This is a genomic window from Sphingopyxis sp. LC81, assembly GCF_000756375.1.
Taxonomy (GTDB): domain Bacteria; phylum Pseudomonadota; class Alphaproteobacteria; order Sphingomonadales; family Sphingomonadaceae; genus Sphingopyxis.
Window position 1 is genome coordinate 47,949 of sequence record NZ_JNFD01000047.1, and the last position, 19,965, is coordinate 67,913.

Sequence of the window (19,965 nt, forward strand, 5' to 3'; positions counted from 1 at the left end):
CTCTCCAGCCCTCAGTGAACGGTCACGCCCGCGCTCGCCTGCCGGGCTGGCGCCCGCCCGGCAGCGATGGCGAAGACGCACAGGGCGACATAGCAGGCGGCGGGCAGGATCAGCGCGGCGGTATAGCCGACCGCGCCCGACAACAGCCCGATGAAATAGGGGATCACCGCCCCGCCGACGATCGCGGTGCAGAGCAGCCCCGACGTCGCTTCGGCACGCGCGGTCGAGCGTTCGAGCGTCAGGGTGAAGATCACCGGAAACATGATCGAATTGAAAAGGCCGATCGACAGCACGACGAAGCCCGCCGTCACGCCGCCGACAAGGACGATATAGAGGCAGAGCAGTGCGGCGATGGCGGTAAAGACCGCAAGCATCTTCGACGCCGAGTAGCGCGCGAGCAGGACCGATCCGATTGCGCGGCCGACCATCGCGCCGCCCCAGTAAAGCGCGACGGCCTTGCCGGCCTCTTGCAGCGACACGCCGGGGACGCCGTCATTGCCCATGATCCAGCCGAACGTGCCGAAGGCGGCGTCCGACTGCCCCCAGATCGCGTCGCTGTTGAGAAACAACGCCATTTGCGTGCCGATCGCAACCTCGGCGCCGACATAGAGGAAGATCGCGAGGCCCCCGAGCAGCGCCCAGCGTGACGAAAAGGCTTCGCGGATCAGCTCGCCCATTCCGGCGCGCTCGCCGATCGGCGCGGGCGGGACGGCTTCGTTGACGATCCGCCGGCTGACCCAGAAGAACAGCAGGAGCGCGGCGATCAGCCCGCATATCCAGAAATAGGCCGAATCGATCCCAGCGAGCGCCTGCGCGCGCACCGCCTCGGTGACCACCGTGCCCTCCTTGACCTCGACGCCCTCGAGGAACAGGTGCGCGCCGATCAGCGGGCCGAGGAAGGTGCCGAAGCTGTTGAACGTCTGGCTGAAGGTCAGGCGGAAATGGCTGCGCTTCGGATCGCCCAGCGCCGCCGCGAGCGGGTTCGCCGCGACCTGCAGGATGGTGATGCCGCTCGCGAGGATGAAGAGGCCCGCCAGCACGAGCGGATAAATAGCGAGGTTTGCCGCGGCGAGCATGACGAGGCAGCCGACGACCATCGTCGATAGCGCGGTCAGGATCGATGGCACCGAATGAAAACGCGCGATCAGCGCGGCGGCGGGAAAGGACATCAGGCCATAGGCGATGAAGAAGGCCGACGCCGACAGCTGCGCCTCGGCGTCGCTCAGCGTGAAGATGCCTTTCACCGCGGCGACGAGCGGATCGATCAGCGAGGTGATGAAGCCCCAGGCGAAGAAGAGCACGGTCACCGCGGCAAAGGCCGCCATGGCATTCGAGCGACCACCGCTATGGGTGGCCGCCTGGCTGGGCACGTTCATCCGCAATATCCTCTTCGCCGAAACTATGTTATGCGCAGCGGTCTAACGAGCGGTCCGAGGCAATGCAACCGGTTACATTTTTGTGACCCTTGCCTCCCATTCACATGTCTCCGCCGATGATCCCGCGCCACGCGAAATAATCGTTCGTCACCCACTGGCGCGCTCGCGCGCGACTGGTTACATGGGCCGCCACCAAACGAATCGCGCGTGCCGCCCGAAAACCGGGACAGGCGCCGCCCGCACCAGAAAGTGGCACCCATGGAAATCATCACCGGCCTCACCTTCGACGATGTGCTGCTGGTGCCCGGCGCGTCGGATATCCTGCCGTCGGACGCGAACCTGTCGACCCAGCTCACCAGCGAAATCAGCCTCAACATCCCGATCCTCTCCTCGGCGATGGACACGGTGACCGAGGCCGACATGGCGATCCTGATGGCGCAGATCGGCGGCATCGGCGTCCTCCACCGCAATCTGACGATCGAGGAACAGGCCGCCGCTGTGCGTCAGGTCAAACGCTTCGAAAGCGGCATGATCGTCAACCCGATCACCATTACCCCCGACGCGCCGCTGTCCTATGCGATCGCGCTGATGGACCAGCACCGGATCTCGGGCATCCCGGTCGTTGAAACGGGCGGCAAGCTCGTTGGCATCCTCACCAACCGCGATGTCCGCTTCGCTGACAACCCCGGCCAGCCGGTGCGCGAGTTGATGACCGCCGAAAATCTCGCGACGGTGCGTGCCGGGGTCGGGCAGGACGAGGCGCGCAAGCTGCTGCACCAGCGCCGCATCGAAAAGCTGCTCGTCGTCGACGATGATTATCATTGCATCGGCCTGATCACCGTCAAGGACATGGAAAAGGCGGTCAATTTCCCCGACGCGACGAAGGATAGCAGCGGCCGCCTCCGCGTTGCGGCAGCGACCAACACCGGCCCGACGGGGATCGAACGCGCCGAAGCCTTGCTCGACGCCGAATGCGACCTGATCGTCGTCGACACCGCGCACGGCCACAGCAAGATGGTCGGCCAGACGGTCGAGGCGATCAAGAAGCTGTCGAACCGCGTTCAGATCCTGGCGGGCAATGTCGCCACCGGCGATGCGACCAAGGCGCTGATCGACGCGGGCGCCGACGGCGTGAAGGTCGGCATCGGCCCCGGTTCGATCTGCACGACGCGCATCGTCGCCGGCGTCGGCGTGCCGCAGCTCACCGCGATCCTCGACAGCGTCGAGGCGGCGTCGAAGCTCGGCGTGCCGGTGATCGCCGACGGCGGCCTGCGCACCTCGGGCGACATCGCGAAGGCTTTGGCGGCGGGCGCGTCGAGCGTGATGGTCGGCTCGATGCTCGCGGGCACCGCCGAGGCGCCGGGCGAAACCTTCCTCTATCAGGGCCGCACTTATAAAAGCTATCGCGGCATGGGCAGCGTCGGCGCGATGGCGCGCGGATCGGCCGACCGCTATTTCCAGCAGGACATCAAGGACCAGATGAAGCTGGTCCCCGAGGGCATCGAGGGCCAGGTTCCGTTCAAGGGCCCCGCCAAGGACGTGATCCACCAGATGGTCGGCGGCGTGAAGGCGGCGATGGGCTATACCGGCAGCCGCACGCTCAAGGATTTCCGCGAGCGCGCGAAATTCGTGCGGATCACCAACGCGGGCCTGCGCGAAAGCCATGTCCACGACGTCGCGATCACGCGCGAAGCACCGAACTATCCGGCGGGGTAATCTGCCCCGTCGTCATCGCGAGCGTAGCGAAGCAATCCAGAGCGGATAGCACCGCACTGGATGTTTTCGTCGCTTCGCTCCTCGCAATGACGGGGAAGAAAGGTTGAATTTATGACCCCCGCTGCGCGCGTCCAGACCGCTATCGAAATCCTCGACGTCATCGCCACCTCCGCGCGGGACGGCGGGGCACCTGCCGACGCGATTTTTGCCGAGGCGATGCGCGCGCGCCGTTATGCCGGATCGAAGGATCGCCGCGCGATCCGCAACCATGTCTATGATGCGATCCGCAGCGTGCGGTCGGTGCCGGCCTCGGGCCGCGCCGCGATGCTTGCGCTTGCCGATGCCGACCCCGAACTCGCCGCGCTGTTCGATGGCGCACCCTATGGCCCGGCAGCCATTTCGGCCGATGAACCGCGCGCCGAAACCGGGATCGCCACCACCGCACTGATGAAACTCTTCGACCCGCTGGTCGGAAAGGCGGAGCGCGAGGCGATGCTGGTGCGGGCGCCGCTCGACCTGCGCGCGAACCGGCTGCGCTCGAGCCGCGACGAACTCGCGCTGATCTTTCCGGATGGCGAAGCGATTGCCGGCCTTGCCGACGGCTGGCGCCTGCCCGGTGAAACCGCGGCGGTCCAGCATGCCTCCTACGCCGAGGGTCAGTTCGAGGTGCAGGACGCCGCGAGCCAATATGCCGCCGCCGCGCTTGACGCTGAAGCCGGGCAGGTGGTCATCGATCTGTGTGCCGGCGCCGGCGGCAAGACGCTCGCGATCGCTTCGGCGACGGGCGACGAAGCCGCGATCCTCGCCTGCGACACCAATCGCGCGCGGCTTCAGCAATTGCCGCCACGCGCGGACCGCGCGGGCGCAACGGCGATCGAAACGCTGCTGCTCAACCCGGGGCAGGAACGCGCGATGCTCGCCGACCGGATGGGCAAGGCCGATCGCGTCATCGTCGATGCGCCCTGTTCGGGCAGCGGCACCTGGCGGCGCAGCCCCGAACTGCGCTGGCGCTCGACCCCCGCGCGGCTCGACCGTCATGTCGCCGAACAGGCGAAGCTGATGGACATCGGCGCCGATCTTGTGGCGCCGGGCGGCAAACTTCTCTATGCTGTTTGCTCGATCATCACGCGCGAGGGGCGGGCACAGGTGGACGATTTTCTGAACCGGCATCCCGGCTGGACGGCCGACGACGGCTATCTTCCCGATGGCGTCGGACGCGCCGCGGGGGCGGGCTATCTGATGACTCCGGGCCACGACGGCTGCGACGGATTTTTTCTCGCACGACTGACGGCGCCATGTTAGCATCGCCTGCAATGAAGCGATGGGAGAATGCGATGCGTGTCGGCTTTCTGGCTCTTTCGGCGGGTTTGATCCTCGCCAGCCTGCCCACAGCGTCCGATGCGCAACGCGCCGATAACGACATCTTCCCCCGCTCGATCGCGCTCCAGCAAGACGGTCACAAGGCGCAGGAAGCCGGCGATCTCGACGCCGCCATCGGTTTTTACGAATCGGCGCTCGCCGCCGACCCGCGCAATCGGTCGGCGATCATCGCGCTGGCGCAGGTCGCCCGCGCGCAAGGACTGCCGGGCAAGGCGATCGGCCTTTATCGCGAGGCGCTTGTCCTCGAACCCAACGACATCGTCGCGCTGACCGGGCAGGGCGAAGCGCTCGCCGACAAGGGCGCGCTCGAACTCGCGCGCGAAAAGCTGGCCGAGGCGCAGCGCGTGTGCAGCGACAAATGCCCGCAGGTCGCGGCGCTCGAAAAGACGATCGCATCGAGCGCATCAAAGCGCGTCGTCGCCGCCGAAGTGCTGGTGCCGAAGCCCGTTGTCGCGACCGTGGGCGCGACCAGCAGCAAGAACTAAAACTAGGCGCCGAGCGCGCGCGCCAGTGCGACCCATTCGGCAACGCTGACCGTTTCCGCCCGCCGCGTCGGCTCGATCCCCAGCGCCTCGGCGGCGGCAACCGCGCCCTCGACGCCCTTCAGGCTCTGCCGCAGCATCTTGCGCCGCTGGCCGAATCCCTTTTCGGTGAGCTTCGACAGCAGTTTCGGAGCGACGCCTTCGGGCTGGTCGGCCGGCGTCACATGGACGATCGCCGACATCACCTTCGGCGGCGGAGTGAATGCCGAGCGGTGGACCTTCATCGCGATCTTCGCGGTCGAGCGCCATTGTGCGAGCACCGCGAGCCGCCCGTATGCGTCGGTCCCGACCGGCGCGACAATCCGCTCGGCGACCTCGAGCTGGAACATCAGCGTCAGCGACAGCCAGCGCGGCGGCCATTGTGCGGGTTCCAGCCAGCGCGTGAACAGCGCCGTGCCGACATTATAGGGCAGGTTGGCGACGATATGATAGGGCGCGCCGCCGGTCAGCGCGTCGACATCGACCGCCATCGCATCGTCGGCGATCACCTTCAGCTGCCCCGGAAACGCCTCGCCGAGTTCGGCGAGCAGCGGCAGGCAGCGGTCGTCGCGTTCGACCGCGATCACTTTCGCGCCCGCGCGCAGCAGGGCGCGCGTCAGGCCGCCGGGGCCGGGACCTACCTCGAACACCGTGGCGCCGTCCAGATCGCCGGGGATCGCCGCGATGCGATCGAGCAATTGCTCGTCGAACAGGAAATTCTGTCCCAGCGCCTTGCTCGCCGACAGGCCGTGCGCGCGGACCGTCTCGCGCAGCGGCGGCAATGGGGGCGCGGGTCGGGCCGTCACTTCGCCGGCGCGTAGCTGCGCTCGCGCGCCGCGGCGAGCTGGGCGGCCATCGCGATCGCCGCGATCGTCGGCCCCGGGTCGGCGGTGCCGGTGCCCGCGATGTTGAACGCCGTGCCATGGTCGGGCGAGGTGCGGATGATCGGCAGGCCGAGCGTCAGGTTGACCCCGTCGTGGAAATGCAGCGCCTTGAACGGGGTCAGCGCCTGGTCGTGATAAGGGCAGAGCAGCGCATCATAATTCGCGCGAATGGCGGGTGCGAACAGCCCGTCGGCGGCGAGCGGGCCGTCGACGATGATCCCTTCGTCGGCCAGCTGCGCGACCGCGGGCGCCATGATGCGCTCTTCCTCGCTGCCCAATTGCCCGCTCTCGCCCGCGTGCGGGTTGAGCCCGGCGAGCGCGATGCGCGGCGCGTCGATTCCGAAATCGCGCTTGAGCCCGCGCGCGACGATCCGCGCCTTGGCGACGATGAGCTCGACGGTGAGCCGCTCGGGCACTTCGGACAGCGGGATATGCACCGTCAGCGGCACGACGCGCAGGCTGGGGCCCGCCAGCATCATCACGGCATTGGTCGCGGTGACGCCGCAGCGTTCGGCGATGAATTCGGTCTGTCCAGGATGCGTATAGCCGATGCCGTGCAGCGCATATTTTGACACCGAACCCGTGACGAGCGCCGAGCTCGCCTGGTTGCGGGTCAGCCCGATCCCCGTCTCGAGCGCATGGAGCGCGCAGGTTGCCCCCGCCGGGGTCGGTACGCCGGGGGTCAGCGGGCCGCTATCCTCCAGATGCCAGACGGGCAGGGCATCGCCAAAGGCCCGCACCACCTCGTCCATGTCGCCGACGCGCGCGACCGGGCCGTCCCAGACGGCGGTGATCGCCGCCGCATCGCCGATGGCGACAAAGGGGGGCAGGTTGTGTTCGCGGCGCGCGGCCCATGCGCGGGCCGTGACTTCGGGGCCGACGCCGGCCGGGTCACCCATGGTAACCGCGATCGGCTGTCGATTGCTGAAATCAGGCATAGGGTCAGCTATATTCGATCACGGCATCCCGGCGCAGGTCGCGCAGATAGCGCTGGGCCCGCTTGTTGACCTTGTCTTCCAGCAATTTCTGTTCGATCTGCTCGAGGTTCGGCGCGGTCGCGGTCTGCGGCATGTCGCGGCCGCAGAGCACGAGGACACTGACGCCCTCGTTCGCCGCGCCGAACGGCTGCGTCGTCTGCCCGATCTGCAGGCTGGCCAGCGTCGCTTGCAGCGGCGCCGGCAGCGCGCGCATCTCGATATTGTCGCGCGACACGACGGTGGCGCCAAGGCTCTGCGCCACGGCGTCGGCCGCGCCGCAACCGGCGATGCCGCGCGTCTTTTCGGCAAACTGGCCCGCCAGTTCGGAAGCCTTCGCCGGCGTCGTGCCCGCCGGGAAATCGAGCGAAATCTGCTTGAGGCTGAGGATCGCGTCGCGCGGATCGGCGGTCAGCACCTGGCGCCGGTCGATCATCAGCATGATCGAAATACCGCCCGGAACCTCGATCGGGCCGACGAGCTGGCCCGGCGCCATCTGCGTGGCCGCTTCGCCCATCGATCCGGGCAGCTGCCCGGCCTTTACCCAGCCCAGATCGCCGCCGACGACGGCGGTCGAGGCTTCCGAAAACTGGCGCGCATAGGCGGCAAAGCTGCCGCCCGCCTGCAACGCCTGGATGATCTTCTTGGCATTTTCGGTCACCGCCGCGGCGGTTTCAGGGGTCGATGACAGATAGATTTCGCCGAGGTGGAATTCGTCCTGACCCTTGGTTCCGGTCATCTGGTCGGCGACGATCTTGACCTCTTCGGTCGACACGTTGGTCGTCGACTGGATGTTACGCGACAACAGGCGGTCCCAGGCGAATTCGCCGCGGATCTGCTGCTTTACCGCCGCTGCCGACGAGCCTTTCGACGTAAGATAGGTCGAAAACTGCTCGGGCGTCTGCTTGAAACGCGTGGCGAGGCGGGCGAACTGCTGGTTTACGACATTCTCGTCGATCGTGATCTCGGCTGCCTTGGCTTCCTGAATCTGCAGCTTTTCGTCGATCAGATTGCTGAACACCTGGCTGCGCAGCCGTTGGACTTCCTCCGGCGGCAGTTCGGCATTGTTATTGGCGATGCGGATCAGCGCCATGCGCTGCTCGATATCGGTCGCGGTGATGATTTCGCCATTCACGGTGGCGGAAGGGCGATAGACGTTCGGCTTGGCATCGCCGAAAAGCTGCACATTGCCCGGGATGTTGAGGCTGGTCGTCGGAACGTCACTGTCTGCAACGGTCTGGGCCAGCACGGGCGTTACGCCAACGGCAGCCAGCGCGATCAGGCCGGTCATGGTCGAAAATTTGGTCATCTTTACCCTATTCGAGAAAGTCCGGACGCTCCGTATCAGCGGAAACGCCCGATGGTCCAGCGCAATCCGCCATATAGACCGTTTGATGGCGGGACATAGGCCGCAGACGCTGAACCTAGGCTGAGCGAACGGCGTCAGAACCCGAGGTTGCGGAATGCGATGCGGAACGAGAAGCTGTTGCCGCGCTTCGCGTCGCCGGTGTCGGCATAGTCGCGCCGCCAGGTCAGCGCGATCGACAGGCACTCATCGTCATAGGCGACGCCCAGACGGTGGCGAATCGGTTCGAAGCCGTCGGCGCTGCTGAGCGGATCGTCGGTCTGCTGCGTCAGATCGACGATCGCCGACCCGAAGACCGACCAGTGCTTCGCGAACGCGACGCGGCCGCCGGCGCGCACCTCCTCGCGGTCCTGCAAATCCTCGCCGAGCAGCAGGATGTCGCGGTTGAGCCGCGAATAGCCGAGCATGGCATAGGTCGAGCGGCTGCCGATCGTCGCGTCGAATTCGTTGCGGCGGATCGCGAAATTATCCTTGTCGAGCCGGTAGCGGTGGGTCAGGCGCAGGAAATCGCGATAGGCAACCGTCGTGCGTCCGACGATGTCCGAGGTCCGGTCGGTCAGCCCGGTGCCGTCGGGAAACAGGCTGGGCTTGTCCGACAGGCGATAGCTCTGGCCGACGACGCTGCTGATGTTGAAGCCCGGCCGGCTGTAATTCCATTCGACGCCGTAGGTGATGCGGGCGCCGTCCTCGAACCGGTCATGGCCGTTGAAGCGGTTGATCGCGAACAAATTGCTGTCTTCGAGATCGAAGGCACGCGAATCCTCGTTCGGGATGTCGATATTCTCGATCGGCGGGGTGGCGACGAGCTGGACGCGCGGGGTCAGCGTCTGCGTGCCGCCCGCGAATTCACCGATGAAGGGCCAGCGCATGTCGGCCGCGACCGCGGCGATCGCGCGCGCCTGCCAGCCGGATTTGCCGCGATAACCGGGGATGGCGGTCAGCAGATTCTCGTCGCTGTGATAGACGTCGCCGCGCACCAACGCGGTCAGCGTCACTTCCTGCCCCAGCCCCGTCAGCCCGCGCAAATCCCAGCGCGCGCCGGCAAAGGCGCGCTGCGTGTCCTGGCCCGCGGTGCGGCCGATCGCGAGCGTGTTGAGCTGCAGCTCGAACTGGCCGCCAAAGATCGGATCGGCAAGCCGCTGGCGATAATCGATGATCGGCAGCGCGATCGGCTGCTGACCCTGTTCGTCGTTGCGGCGCAGCGTCTGCGTCGCCCAGCCGGCGATCGACAGATATGAATTGCCCCCGATCCGCTCAAGCTCGAAGGTCGAGCGCAGCCGGTCGTCGCGGCTGATATCATAGCGGCGCATGAAGGTTCGGTCGGTCGCGATGCGGCCCGAATAGGTCAGGCTCCAACGCGGGTCGAACTGGAATTTTCCCGCGCTCTCGAGATAGCCGCGAAAGCGCTTTTCGCTGTCGGGATCCTCGCCGGTCAGCGGGACCAGCGAGCCATAGGTCGCATAGCCGTTGATGCGGAACGATCCGATATCGGTCAGCGCGCGGAACTCGCCTTCCAACATCGGGGCCGCGCTGGTGTAGACATGCGGGGTGATCGTGATGTCGCGGTCCGACGCGAGCCGCAGATAATAGGGAACCGCGATTTCGAACCCGTTGCTGCGGTCGAGCCGGATTTCGGGAACCAATATGCCGCTGCTCGGCTCGTTGTTGATCGAATGGCTGAGACCGGGGAGCGGAATCAGCGGCAGGCCGAAAATCTCGACGCGCGCGCCCTTGTAACGCACCTTGTTCTTCGCCCGGTCGTACAGCACGCGGACCGCACGAATCTGCCAGCTCGGGTTCTTGGGACAGCCTTCGTCATCCTCGACGGGGCAGGGGGTGTAAGCCGCGTTCTCCAGCTCGATATTGCCATTGTCGAAGCGCGTGCCCTTGATCGCGGCGAGGCGTGATCCATTGTCGAGCACGACAAGCAGATTCTCGACCACGCCGTCGCGCAAGCTGTCGGTCAGCTCGATCTTGTCGCCATAGGCGGTGTCGCCTTCGGGGTTTTTGATGACGACATTGCCCTCGGCGAAGACCTGGCCCGTCTTCCGGTTCCAGGTGACCTTGTCGGAGCGCATCTCGATCGCTTCGCGGTTCATCTGGACATTGCCCTCGGCAACGACGACTTCGGTGTCGCTGTCGTAATTGAGGTTATCGGCGGCGAAACCGATCTGGTCTTCGTCCTTGACCGCGGGCGCATCGGTGGTGGTCGGGACGACGTCGGGCGTCTGCAGGTCGGGCTTGCCCACCATCTCTTCCGGCTGGGCCGGATTCGCTTCGGTCTGGGCCAGCACGGGGCACGCGGCCAAGGCCGCGCCGCTCGCCGTCGCCAGCCAGAACGGCCGTGCGCGCGCTGCTTGTTGGAACAAAGCCCAGCTCATTTTGATATCTTTGTCCCGCACCTTATTTAGCGTCCACCCGGCTTGGACCGGCAGCTTTGTTTTTGCAACTCGCAAGCGAAACCCCTATCGGTCCGCCACGTTCCAATCAATCATCGCATAAGAAAGTTAAGGCATGGACATTCAGTTTGTCGCGCAAATCGATGCGTCTGCCGACGTCGTCGCATTTCCGGTCCGCAAGGGCGAGGCGGGCGCGCTCGGCGCATTGCTCGGCGCCGCGGCGGCGCAGGCACGCTTCGACGGCGCCGCGGGCGCGATTGCCGAGACCGCGGCGATCGATGGCGAGCAGGCGAAGCGCCTGCTGCTCGTCGGGGTCGGCGAGGGCAGCGAGCAGGATTTTGAGCGCGGTGGCGCGGCGTTGACGGCAAAGCTGCAGACGAGCGGCGCGACCGCGGTCCACGTCGATTTCGCGAGCGCAGGGCAGAGCGACGCCGACGATGTCCTCGCCTTTGCGATGGGCGCGCGCCTGCGCAACTGGCGCCTCGATACCTATCGCACGCGCCTCACCGACAAGGCGAAGCCGAGCCTGAAGACGGTGACGATCGCGTCGCCGCACGGCGATCTGTCCGGCCGCTGGGCCGAAAATGAAGCGATTGCCGACGGCGTGGCGCTGACCCAGACGCTTGTCGCCGAACCGCCGAACATCCTCTATCCCGAAAGCTTCGTCGAGCGCTGCCAGCATCTTGCGGACCTCGGCGTCGAACTCGAAGTGCTCGACGAACGCCAGATGAAGGCGCTCGGCATGGGCGCGCTGCTCGGCGTCGCGCAGGGTTCGACCCGTCCGCCGCGGCTGCTCGCGATGCGCTGGAACGGCGGCAACGCGGGCGATGCCCCCGTCGTCTTCATCGGCAAGGGCGTCACCTTCGATACCGGCGGGATCAGCCTGAAGCCGGGCGCGGGCATGGACATGATGAAGTGGGACATGGGCGGTGCGGGCGCCGTCGCGGGCGCGATGAAGGCGATCGCGGGCCGCAAGGCGAAGGCGAACGTCGTCGGCGTCGTTGGCCTCGTCGAAAACATGCCCGACGGCAATGCGATGCGCCCCGGCGACATCGTGACCACCATGTCGGGTCAGACGGTCGAGGTGCTCAACACCGACGCCGAGGGCCGCCTCGTCCTCTGCGATGCGATCAGCTGGGCGCAAAGCGCCTATAATCCCAAGGTGATCGTCGATCTCGCGACGTTGACCGGCGCGATGGTGATTTCGCTCGGCCATGAATATGCGGGCATCTTCGCCAATGACGACAAGCTCGCCGCCGACCTGCTCGCCGCTGGCGAGGCCAGCAACAACAAGCTGTGGCGCTTCCCGCTGTCACCCGCCTACGACAAGCTGATCGACAGCCCGATCGCCGACATGAAGAATATCGGCCCGCGCGAGGGCGGCTCGATCACCGCGGCGCAGTTCCTCAAGCGCTTCGTCGACGAAGGTGTCGCCTGGGCGCATCTCGACATCGCGGGCATGGCGTGGGCCGACAAGGACGGCCCGGTGTGGGCGAAGGGTGCGACCGGCTACGGCGTGCGCCTGCTCGACCGCTACATCGCCGCCAACCACGAAGGCTGAACGAAACGGGGCAGGGGAGCATGGCGCGCGTCGACTTTTACCGGCTGACCCGCGACCCGGTCGAACGGGTGCTCCCCGCGCTCGCGACGCGGATATTGGCGAACGGTGACCGCCTGCTGATCGTCGCCGCGCCCGCGATGCAGCGCCAGGCGATCGACGAGGCGCTGTGGACGCTGACCCCGGCGAGCTTTCTGCCGCACGGGCACGCGGGCTCGCCCGACGAGGAGATCGAGCCGATCCTGATCGCGGGCACGCTCGACCCGTCACCGCCCAACCGCGCGACACTCGTCGCGCTCGCCGACGGCGAATGGCGCGAGGAGGCGCTCGGCTTCGAACGTATCTTCCTGCTCTTCGACAACAGCCGCATCGACGACGCGCGCGCGCTCTGGCGTACGCTGGCGGCGCGCGACGACGTCGACAACCGCTTCTGGAAACAGGACGAAAACGGCCGCTGGTCCGAAGGGCCGTAAATATCGGGGGAAACGAAATGCGAGAATTGGTTTCGGTCGCGGCGCTGCTGCTGATGGCTTGCAGTAGCGGCGACGATCAGGTCGTTACAAACGATGGCCTCGACGGTCGGTCAGCCGGTGGACCCGTTGCGTACCGGCCCATGGAAGACAGCCAAAGCTCCGTGAAGATCGGTGCCGATAACCAGCAATACCCCAAGGGCTTCTCGCCCTATCCGGGGTCGAGGCCGGCCAGAAACTTCTCGGCCTCGGTCAGCGACGGCGGTACCGTCGCGAGTTTCGAGGTCGAGGCCAAGGTGGCCGACGTCATGGCGCATTTCCGGAAGCAGGCCGAAGCGCAGGGAATGAAGATCACCGGTCAGGTCGAGGGAGGCAGCACAACGATCTTCGTGGCTGACCGGCCCGATGGATCGGGTGACAATGTGAAATTCACCATCATCCAGTCGGGCGATCGCGTCATGGGCGCGGTGATGGGGAAATAGCAGCAAGCTGTCACGGTTCAGCAGCATCCGCGGCCTTCCACCTTGCGGCGCTGCAAAAGCGCCGCTAGAGGCGCGCGCATCGCAGACCATAATAACACAGGAGCTTCCCCCATGGCGGTCACTCGCACCTTTTCGATCATCAAGCCCGACGCCACGCGTCGCAACATCACCGGCGCCGTCACCAAGATGCTCGAAGACGCCGGCCTCCGCGTCGTCGCCTCGAAGCGTATCCACATGAGCCGCGAACAGGCCGAAGGCTTCTACGCGGTCCACAAGGAACGCCCCTTCTTCGGCGAACTCGTCGATTTCATGATCAGCGGCCCCGTCGTCGTCCAGGTCCTCGAAGGCGAGAACGCGATGCAGGCGAACCGCGACATCATGGGCGCCACCAACCCCAAGGACGCCGCTCCCGGCACGATCCGCAAGGAACTCGCTGAAAGCATCGAAGCGAACACCGTCCACGGTTCGGACAGCGACGAGAATGCGGCGATCGAAATCGCCTATTTCTTCAAGCCCGAAGAAATCGTCGGCTAAGCCCGAGGGCACAGCAAAATTGAAGAGGCCGCCGGAGCGATCCGGCGGCCTTTTTCATTAGAATTCGTCCGCGACGCCCATCAACCCCGCGAGCTTCTTCGGCGCCACTGACAGCCAACTCTTGCGCAGCCATTCGCCGATCGCGTCCCAGTCGGTGTCGCCAAGGTCGAGGCGAATGCCGACCCAGCCGTCGCCGAAATAGGCGGGGCGGTAATAGCGCTCTTCGTCGAGTTCGATCAGCGCCGCCTGTTCGTCGCCGCCGCTGATCTTCACCAGGATCGCGACCTTGCCGTCGCCATGATGATCCTCGGTGAAATAGGCGAATTTCTTGCCTTTCACGATGCCGAAGCACGGCATGCCGTGCGACACCACCTCGTCGGCCTCGGGCAGCGCCATCGCGAGTTCGCGCACGCGGCCGCGCAGATAGTCGGGCGACCGCTCGCGCGTCACGAACGCGGCGAGCGTGGCGGGGTAGAGCTGATGCTCGGCGAACTGCACCCGCCGCGCCAGCGTTTCGACTGTGTCGCCGGGCAGGATCGCGACCGGCGTCTGCGCGAGCACCGGACCCTCGTCGACGCCCGGCGTCACGATATGGACGCTGCACCCGCCGAATTTATCGTCTGCCTCGATGGCCTGCTGGTGCGTGTTCAGCCCCTTGTAAAGCGGCAGCAGGCTCGGGTGGATGTTGATCATCTTGCCCGTCCAGCGGCCGACGAAATCATCCGAAAGGATGCGCATATAGCCGGCGAGCGCGACGAATTCAGCGCCCGCCGCGCGCAATTGCTCGTCGACCAGCGCGTCGAACGCATCGCGGTTCATGCCCTTGTGCGACAATCCCCACGTCGCGATGCCTTCGGCCTCGGCAATCTTCAGCCCCGGCGCGCCGGGGTCGTTGCTGCCGACGAACACCAGTTCATAGGGGCAGTCGGCGGCTTTCGCGGCGTAGAGCAGCGCCGCCATATTGGTGCCGGCGCCCGAAATCAGGACCGCGACACGCGCTTTAGCCATTATGCGTGGCGCTCCATGCCCCCATCGCGCTCCACGTTTCGGCGCTGCCCGTCACGGTGCAGCCCTTTTCGCCCTCGGCGATATGGCCGATGCGGAACACCGTCTCGCCCGCGGCTTCGAGTGCCGCGGTCACCTCGGCGACATCGCCCGCAGCAACGACGACCGCCATGCCAATCCCGCAGTTGAAGGTGCGCGCCATTTCCTCGGGCTCGATATTGCCCTGCGCCTGCAGGAACGCCATCAGTCGCGGCTGTTCCCATGCATCGGCATCGACATGCGCGTGCAGCGTCTTGGGCAGGATGCGCGGGATATTCTCGAGCAGCCCGCCGCCGGTGATATGTGCGAGCGCATGGATTTTGCCGGTCTTCACGAGCGGGAGCAGGCTCTTCACATAGATGCGCGTCGGCGCCATCAGGGCGTCGATCAGCAGGATGGTCTGGTCGAACAGCGCAGGGCGATCGAGCTTCCACCCCTTGTCGGCGGCGAGGCGGCGGACGAGTGAGAAGCCGTTCGAATGCACGCCCGACGAAGCGAGGCCGAGAATCACATCGCCCGCCGCGACCTTGTCGGCGGTCAACACCTGGTCGCGCTCGACCGCGCCGACGCAGAAGCCCGCAAGGTCGTAATCGCCGTCCGAATACATGCCCGGCATCTCGGCGGTTTCGCCGCCGATCAGCGCGCACCCGGCCTGTTTGCAGCCCTCGGCGATGCTCGCGACGACTTCGGTCGCGACATCGTTATCGAGCTTGCCGGTGGCATAATAATCGAGGAAAAACAGCGGCTCGGCGCCCTGCACGATCAGGTCGTTCGCGCACATCGCGACCAGGTCGATCCCGACCCCGTCATGCTTGCCCGATTCGATGGCGAGCTTGAGCTTGGTGCCCACCCCGTCGTTCGCCGCGACGAGCAAAGGATCGTTGAACCCCGCCGCCTTCAGGTCGAAAAAGCCGCCAAAGCCGCCAAGATCGGCGTCGGCGCCGGGTCGGCGCGTCGCACGGGCGAGCGGAGCAATGGCACGGACCAGCGCATTGCCGGTCTCGATCGATACGCCGGCCTGCGCATAAGTGTAGGAGCCGGGTTGGTTGTGCTTGGAATCCATGGCCCGCGCGACTAACGCTTCCGGCCGACAAATGCCATGATTTCCTTGTCGGGGCCCGCGCTTTTGGGCAAAGCATAGAGAAGATATGATTTCGGCTGCTTTCCCCCGCTTCGCTCCCACCTTCGCCTTCGACGCCCTGCGTGGCCGCGATTGGCGCTGGGCCGCTCTTTTCGGCCTTTTCTTCGCGATTCTGCTCGCCGGCATCGTCGATGGCCAGATCACCCGCGGCAATCGCGGCATCACCCCGATCAACAGCAGCGGTGATTTCCTTACGAGCGGCATCATGGTCGATGTCACCGGCGACAATGCCGACGATGCGCGGACCAAGGGCTGGCGCGAGGCGCAGCGCCTGGCCTGGACCCAGCTCTATCGCAAATTGAATGGCAGCGACGGCCCCAAACTCGGCGATTCGGTGCTCGACGGAATCGTGACCGCGATCGTCGTCGAGGAAGAACAGATCGGCCCGCGCCGCTATGTCGCGCGGCTCGGCGTCCAGTTCGACCGCGTGCGCGCGGGGCAGATTCTCGGCGTCAGCGGCCGCACGCTCCGTTCGCCGCCCTTGCTCGTCATCCCCGTCTATTCGATCGACGGCATCCCGCAGGTGTTCGAACAGCGCAGCGCCTGGCAGCGCGCGTGGGCCGAATATAATACGGGGCAGAGCGCGATCGATTATGTCCGCACCGCGGGCACCGGCGCCGATACCTTGCTGATCAACGCGGGGCAGACCGGCCGCCGCGGCCGCGTCTGGTGGCGCGTGATCCTCGATCAATATGGCGCCGCCGACGTGCTGACGCCGATCGCGCGCGTCGAATATTCCTATCCCGGCGGCCCGATCAAAGGCTATTTCACCGCGCGGTTCGGCCCGGACAGCAAGCTGATCTCCAGCTTCACGATGACGGGCCCCAGCCCCGCGGCGCTCCCCGACATGATGGAAAAGGCGGTCGCACGGATGGACCGCATCTATATTGACGCGCTGGCGGCAGGTGTGCTGCGCACCGACACCTATCTCGTGCTCGAAAAGCCCGTCGAGAAGGAAGACCTGCCCGAAGAGGCCGCGACTGACGAAGAGGTGCTGCCCAGCGAAATCGACGCCAGCGTGCCGACGACGGCTGCGCCCGGCGTGCAGAGCTTCACCGTCCAGTACAGTTCGCCCGACGTCGATTCGGTCACCGCGACCGAACGTGCCGTCGCGGGCGCCGCGGGCGTCCAGTCGGCCTCGACCACCAGCCTCGCGCTCGGCGGCACCTCGGTGATGCGCGTCAGTTTCCGGGGTGACCTCGCCGCGCTCAGTGCGGCGCTCGCCGCACGCGGGTTCAAGGTGCAGGAAGGCGGCGGCCAGCTCAGGATCAGCCGCTGATGGCGCGCGCACCGGGACAGATCGCCCTGCCGCTCGACTGGAGCGCAGGCGGGTCGAACGACGGTCCGCTGATCGTCGGCACCAGCAACGCCGATGCCGTGCGCTATCTGCGCCATGTCGCCACCTGGCCCGTCCGTACCGCGGTGCTCACCGGACCGCGCGGTTCGGGGCGCAGCCTGATGGGCCGCCTCTTCGCGCGCGACACCGGCGGGAAGGTCATCGACGGCCATGACAGCGTATCGGAAGAAGAGATTTTCCACGCGTGGAACGCCGCGCAGGCCAGCGGCTCGCCGTTGCTGATCATCGCCGATGCGCCACCGTCGGACTGGAATGTCGCGCTGCCCGACCTTCGTTCGCGCCTTGCGGCCGTACCCGTGCTGACGATCGGCGATCCCGACGACTGCCTCGCGCGCGACCTGATCGAAGCGCTGTTCGCGCAGCGCGGCATGGCGCTTGCGCCCGGCGTCGCCTCCTATATCGTGCCGCGCATGGAACGCAGCTATGCGATGATCCACCGCATCGTCGGCGCGCTCGACGCCGCGTCGCTCGAAAAGGGCGGCGGCATTAGTATTCGTCTTACGCGTGAAACATTACTGTCACAGGGGCTCATCGATCCCGATTTGCTCGAACGACAGGATGACGCGACATGTCGATAACCGGCGGCCCCTTACGCGCAGACAATGATGCCGATACCGCGGCGACGCCGCCCAGCTTTGGCCCCGAACGCTTCTTCAACCGCGAACTCTCCTGGCTCGCCTTCAACCGCCGGGTGATGGAAGAAGCGCGCAACCCTGCGCATCCCTTGCTCGAACGTCTCCGCTTCCTGTCGATCTCGGGCAGCAACCTCGACGAATTCTTCATGGTCCGCGTCGCGGGGCTGAAGGGGCAGCAGCTTCAGGGGATCGACGACCCTTCGGCCGACGGCCGCTCGCCGGGGCAGCAGCTTGCCGAGATCGAGGCCGAGGTGAACCGCCTCGTCGACCAGCAGCAGAGCGAATGGCAATTGCTCCACCGCCAGCTCGGCGAACAGGGCATTGTCGTCCACGGCACGGGGTCGGATAAGGAGGCGCTGCGCACCGCGCTCCGCCAATATTTCATCGACCAGATTTTCCCGATCCTGACGCCGCAGGTGCTCGATCCGGCGCATCCCTTTCCCTTCATCCCGAACCGCGGCCTCGGCGTCATCTTCGACCTTCAGCGCAAGGCGACGGGTGAGACGATCCGCGAACTGGTGATGATCCCTTCCTCGCTCGCGCGCTTCGTGCCGGTGCCGGGGCAGCCGGGCGCGTTCGTACCGATCGAATATCTGATCGAGATTTTCGGCGACCTCCTGTTCCCCGGTTTCACCATCCGCTCGCTCGGTGTCTTCCGCATCATCCGCGACAGCGATATCGAGCTTGAGGAAGAGGCCGAGGATCTCGTCCGCCTGTTCCGCACCGCGATCCGCCGCCGTCGCCGCGGCCGCGTCATCCTGCTCGAACTCGAAGCTGACATGCCCGGCGAAATCGCCGAAGTGCTCAACGCCGATATTCAGGGGCACGAGGCGATCGTTGCCAAGATCGGCGGCTTTATCGGGCTTGCGGCGCTGTCGGCGCTCGTCGATGTCGACCGGCCCGACCTCAAATTTCCGGCCTATTCGGCGCGTTTCCCCGAACGGATCCGCGAACATGGCGGCGACTGTTTCGCGGCGATCCGCTCAAAGGACATCGTCGTCCATCATCCGTATGAGAGTTTCGACGTCGTCCTCTCCTTCCTGCGGCAGGCGGCCGCCGATCCCGACGTCGTCGCGATCAAGCAGACGCTCTACCGCGCGGGCAACCAGTCGCCGGTCATCCGCGCGCTGATCGAGGCGGCCGAGGCGGGCAAGTCGGTGACCGCGGTCGTCGAACTCAAGGCGCGCTTCGACGAGGAGCAGAATCTGCTCTGGGCGAACCAGCTCGAACGCGCCGGCGTACAGGTCGTCTACGGCTTCATTGAGTGGAAGACGCACGCCAAAATCTCGATGGTCGTCCGCCGCGAGGGGCAGGGGTATCGCACCTATTGCCACTTCGGCACGGGCAATTATCACCCGGTGACCGCGCGCATCTATACCGATTTGAGCTTCTTTACCGCCGACCCGCGCGCGGGTCGCGACGCGGCGCAGCTGTTCAACTATATCACCGGCTATGTCGAACCCGAACGGCTCGACCTCATCACCATGTCGCCGCTCAATATGCGCACGCATCTGTCCGAACTGATCGACGCCGAGACGGCGGCGGCGAAGGCGGGGCTGCCGTCGGGCGTGTGGGCCAAGATGAACAGCCTCGTCGATCCCGACATCATCGACAAGCTTTACGAGGCGAGCGCCGCGGGCGTGCCGATCGAGCTGATCGTGCGCGGCATCTGCTGCCTGCGCCCCGACGTTCCGGGGCTGTCCGAAACGATCCGCGTCAAATCGGTGGTCGGGCGCTTCCTCGAACACAGCCGCGTCTGGGCCTTCGCGAACGGCGCGCCGCTGCCGCATCGGGCGGCGAAACTCTATATCAGCAGCGCCGACTGGATGCCGCGCAACTTCGACCGCCGTGTCGAATATATGATCCCGATCGAAAATCCGACCGTCCACGACCAGATATTGGACCAGGTGCTCGTCGCGAACCTGATCGACAATGAACAAAGCTGGATTCTTCAGCCCGACGGCACTTCGATACGCGTTGCTCCGGGCGACAAGCCATTTAACTTGCACCATTATTTCATGAACAACCCGTCACTGTCGGGCCGCGGCACCGCGCTTCACAAGCGTCAGGACGTGCCGACGCTCGCCTTCGACGTACGCGAAGATTGACCAAATTGACCCCACAGCGC

At 65.9% G+C, this 19,965-nt stretch carries 17 protein-coding genes; 10 read left to right on the plus strand and 7 right to left on the minus strand.

Features of this window, described 5'->3' with window-relative positions; translation table 11 throughout:
• Positions 1-11: 11 nt before the first annotated feature.
• Positions 12-1,376, minus strand: coding sequence for a sugar MFS transporter (locus tag FG91_RS19950; protein ID WP_081940700.1), 1,365 nt, complete (start codon positions 1,374-1,376; stop codon positions 12-14).
• A 258-nt stretch (positions 1,377-1,634) separates the two neighbouring features.
• On the opposite strand from FG91_RS19950, the gene guaB reads away from it, so the two are divergent.
• The 3 genes from guaB (at position 1,635) to FG91_RS19965 (ending at position 4,957) form a co-directional block, all read left to right on the plus strand.
• Positions 1,635-3,092 (plus strand): IMP dehydrogenase, encoded by a 1,458-nt coding sequence (gene guaB / locus FG91_RS19955; RefSeq protein WP_037518679.1) that lies wholly within the window; start codon positions 1,635-1,637, stop codon positions 3,090-3,092.
• Positions 3,093-3,203: 111 nt separating this feature from the next.
• Positions 3,204-4,394 carry an RsmB/NOP family class I SAM-dependent RNA methyltransferase gene (locus FG91_RS19960; protein ID WP_037518682.1) on the plus strand — a complete coding sequence of 397 codons (1,191 nt, stop codon included), beginning with the start codon at positions 3,204-3,206 and terminating at the stop codon, positions 4,392-4,394.
• A 32-nt stretch (positions 4,395-4,426) separates the two neighbouring features.
• Positions 4,427-4,957 (plus strand): tetratricopeptide repeat protein, encoded by a 531-nt coding sequence (locus FG91_RS19965; RefSeq protein ID WP_037519009.1) that lies wholly within the window; start codon positions 4,427-4,429, stop codon positions 4,955-4,957.
• 2 nt (positions 4,958-4,959) lie between these two features.
• On the opposite strand, the gene rsmA is transcribed toward FG91_RS19965, so the two are convergent.
• The 4 genes from rsmA to FG91_RS19985 form a co-directional block, all read right to left on the minus strand.
• Positions 4,960-5,775, minus strand: coding sequence for a 16S rRNA (adenine(1518)-N(6)/adenine(1519)-N(6))-dimethyltransferase RsmA (rsmA, locus tag FG91_RS19970; RefSeq protein ID WP_037518684.1), 816 nt, complete (start codon positions 5,773-5,775; stop codon positions 4,960-4,962).
• Between the two features lie 20 nt (positions 5,776-5,795).
• Positions 5,796-6,815, minus strand: a complete 1,020-nt coding sequence (gene pdxA, locus FG91_RS19975; RefSeq protein ID WP_037518687.1) for a 4-hydroxythreonine-4-phosphate dehydrogenase PdxA — start codon at positions 6,813-6,815, stop codon at positions 5,796-5,798.
• A 4-nt stretch (positions 6,816-6,819) separates the two neighbouring features.
• Positions 6,820-8,160, minus strand: a complete 1,341-nt coding sequence (locus tag FG91_RS19980; RefSeq protein ID WP_052187967.1) for a peptidylprolyl isomerase — start codon at positions 8,158-8,160, stop codon at positions 6,820-6,822.
• Between the two features lie 134 nt (positions 8,161-8,294).
• Positions 8,295-10,598, minus strand: coding sequence for an LPS-assembly protein LptD (locus FG91_RS19985; RefSeq protein ID WP_037518690.1), 2,304 nt, complete (start codon positions 10,596-10,598; stop codon positions 8,295-8,297).
• A gap of 133 nt (positions 10,599-10,731) precedes the next feature.
• On the opposite strand from FG91_RS19985, the gene FG91_RS19990 reads away from it, so the two are divergent.
• The 4 genes from FG91_RS19990 to ndk all read left to right on the plus strand — a co-directional run bounded on the left by FG91_RS19990 (position 10,732) and on the right by ndk (position 13,660).
• Complete coding sequence (locus FG91_RS19990; RefSeq protein ID WP_037518692.1) at positions 10,732-12,177, plus strand: leucyl aminopeptidase; 1,446 nt, start codon at positions 10,732-10,734, stop codon at positions 12,175-12,177.
• A gap of 20 nt (positions 12,178-12,197) precedes the next feature.
• Positions 12,198-12,647 (plus strand): DNA polymerase III subunit chi, encoded by a 450-nt coding sequence (locus FG91_RS19995; RefSeq protein WP_037518694.1) that lies wholly within the window; start codon positions 12,198-12,200, stop codon positions 12,645-12,647.
• A gap of 17 nt (positions 12,648-12,664) precedes the next feature.
• Positions 12,665-13,126, plus strand: coding sequence for a hypothetical protein (locus FG91_RS20000; RefSeq protein WP_152568193.1), 462 nt, complete (start codon positions 12,665-12,667; stop codon positions 13,124-13,126).
• Positions 13,127-13,237: 111 nt separating this feature from the next.
• Positions 13,238-13,660 (plus strand): nucleoside-diphosphate kinase, encoded by a 423-nt coding sequence (ndk, locus tag FG91_RS20005; RefSeq protein WP_037518700.1) that lies wholly within the window; start codon positions 13,238-13,240, stop codon positions 13,658-13,660.
• A 57-nt stretch (positions 13,661-13,717) separates the two neighbouring features.
• On the opposite strand, the gene purN is transcribed toward ndk, so the two are convergent.
• The gene (gene purN / locus FG91_RS20010) at positions 13,718-14,668 is read right to left on the minus strand and encodes a phosphoribosylglycinamide formyltransferase (RefSeq protein WP_037518702.1); all 951 of its coding nucleotides are present in this window, start codon (positions 14,666-14,668) and stop codon (positions 13,718-13,720) included.
• On the minus strand, positions 14,661-15,767 hold the full coding sequence (gene purM / locus FG91_RS20015) for a phosphoribosylformylglycinamidine cyclo-ligase (RefSeq protein WP_037518704.1): 1,107 nt from the start codon (positions 15,765-15,767) through the stop codon (positions 14,661-14,663). Before purM ends, purN begins: the two co-directional genes overlap by 8 nt.
• A gap of 85 nt (positions 15,768-15,852) precedes the next feature.
• On the opposite strand from purM, the gene FG91_RS20020 reads away from it, so the two are divergent.
• The 3 genes from FG91_RS20020 to FG91_RS20030 are packed head-to-tail and all read left to right on the plus strand — an operon-like array spanning position 15,853 to position 19,945.
• The gene (locus FG91_RS20020) at positions 15,853-17,124 is read left to right on the plus strand and encodes a hypothetical protein (RefSeq protein ID WP_037518705.1); all 1,272 of its coding nucleotides are present in this window, start codon (positions 15,853-15,855) and stop codon (positions 17,122-17,124) included.
• Complete coding sequence (locus FG91_RS20025; RefSeq protein ID WP_037518707.1) at positions 17,124-17,780, plus strand: HdaA/DnaA family protein; 657 nt, start codon at positions 17,124-17,126, stop codon at positions 17,778-17,780. Before FG91_RS20020 ends, FG91_RS20025 begins: the two co-directional genes overlap by 1 nt.
• Positions 17,771-19,945 carry an RNA degradosome polyphosphate kinase gene (locus tag FG91_RS20030; protein WP_037518709.1) on the plus strand — a complete coding sequence of 725 codons (2,175 nt, stop codon included), beginning with the start codon at positions 17,771-17,773 and terminating at the stop codon, positions 19,943-19,945. The genes FG91_RS20025 and FG91_RS20030 overlap by 10 nt, the downstream gene beginning before the upstream one ends.
• The last annotated feature ends 20 nt before the right edge of the window (positions 19,946-19,965 follow it).

Excerpts from the sequence above, each read along its gene's own strand:
- FG91_RS19950 (WP_081940700.1), bottom strand. The coding sequence starts at position 1,376 with ATGAACGTGCCCAGCCAGGCGGCCACCCATAGCGGTGGTCGCTCGAAT.
- guaB (WP_037518679.1), top strand. The coding sequence starts at position 1,635 with ATGGAAATCATCACCGGCCTCACCTTCGACGATGTGCTGCTGGTGCCC.
- FG91_RS19960 (WP_037518682.1), top strand. The coding sequence starts at position 3,204 with ATGACCCCCGCTGCGCGCGTCCAGACCGCTATCGAAATCCTCGACGTC.
- FG91_RS19965 (WP_037519009.1), top strand. The coding sequence starts at position 4,427 with ATGCGTGTCGGCTTTCTGGCTCTTTCGGCGGGTTTGATCCTCGCCAGC.
- pdxA (WP_037518687.1), bottom strand. The coding sequence starts at position 6,815 with ATGCCTGATTTCAGCAATCGACAGCCGATCGCGGTTACCATGGGTGAC.
- FG91_RS19980 (WP_052187967.1), bottom strand. The coding sequence starts at position 8,160 with ATGACCAAATTTTCGACCATGACCGGCCTGATCGCGCTGGCTGCCGTT.
- FG91_RS19985 (WP_037518690.1), bottom strand. The coding sequence starts at position 10,598 with ATGAGCTGGGCTTTGTTCCAACAAGCAGCGCGCGCACGGCCGTTCTGG.
- FG91_RS19990 (WP_037518692.1), top strand. The coding sequence starts at position 10,732 with ATGGACATTCAGTTTGTCGCGCAAATCGATGCGTCTGCCGACGTCGTC.
- FG91_RS19995 (WP_037518694.1), top strand. The coding sequence starts at position 12,198 with ATGGCGCGCGTCGACTTTTACCGGCTGACCCGCGACCCGGTCGAACGG.
- FG91_RS20000 (WP_152568193.1), top strand. The coding sequence starts at position 12,665 with ATGCGAGAATTGGTTTCGGTCGCGGCGCTGCTGCTGATGGCTTGCAGT.
- ndk (WP_037518700.1), top strand. The coding sequence starts at position 13,238 with ATGGCGGTCACTCGCACCTTTTCGATCATCAAGCCCGACGCCACGCGT.
- purN (WP_037518702.1), bottom strand. The coding sequence starts at position 14,668 with ATGGCTAAAGCGCGTGTCGCGGTCCTGATTTCGGGCGCCGGCACCAAT.
- purM (WP_037518704.1), bottom strand. The coding sequence starts at position 15,767 with ATGGATTCCAAGCACAACCAACCCGGCTCCTACACTTATGCGCAGGCC.
- FG91_RS20020 (WP_037518705.1), top strand. The coding sequence starts at position 15,853 with ATGATTTCGGCTGCTTTCCCCCGCTTCGCTCCCACCTTCGCCTTCGAC.
- FG91_RS20025 (WP_037518707.1), top strand. The coding sequence starts at position 17,124 with ATGGCGCGCGCACCGGGACAGATCGCCCTGCCGCTCGACTGGAGCGCA.
- FG91_RS20030 (WP_037518709.1), top strand. The coding sequence starts at position 17,771 with ATGTCGATAACCGGCGGCCCCTTACGCGCAGACAATGATGCCGATACC.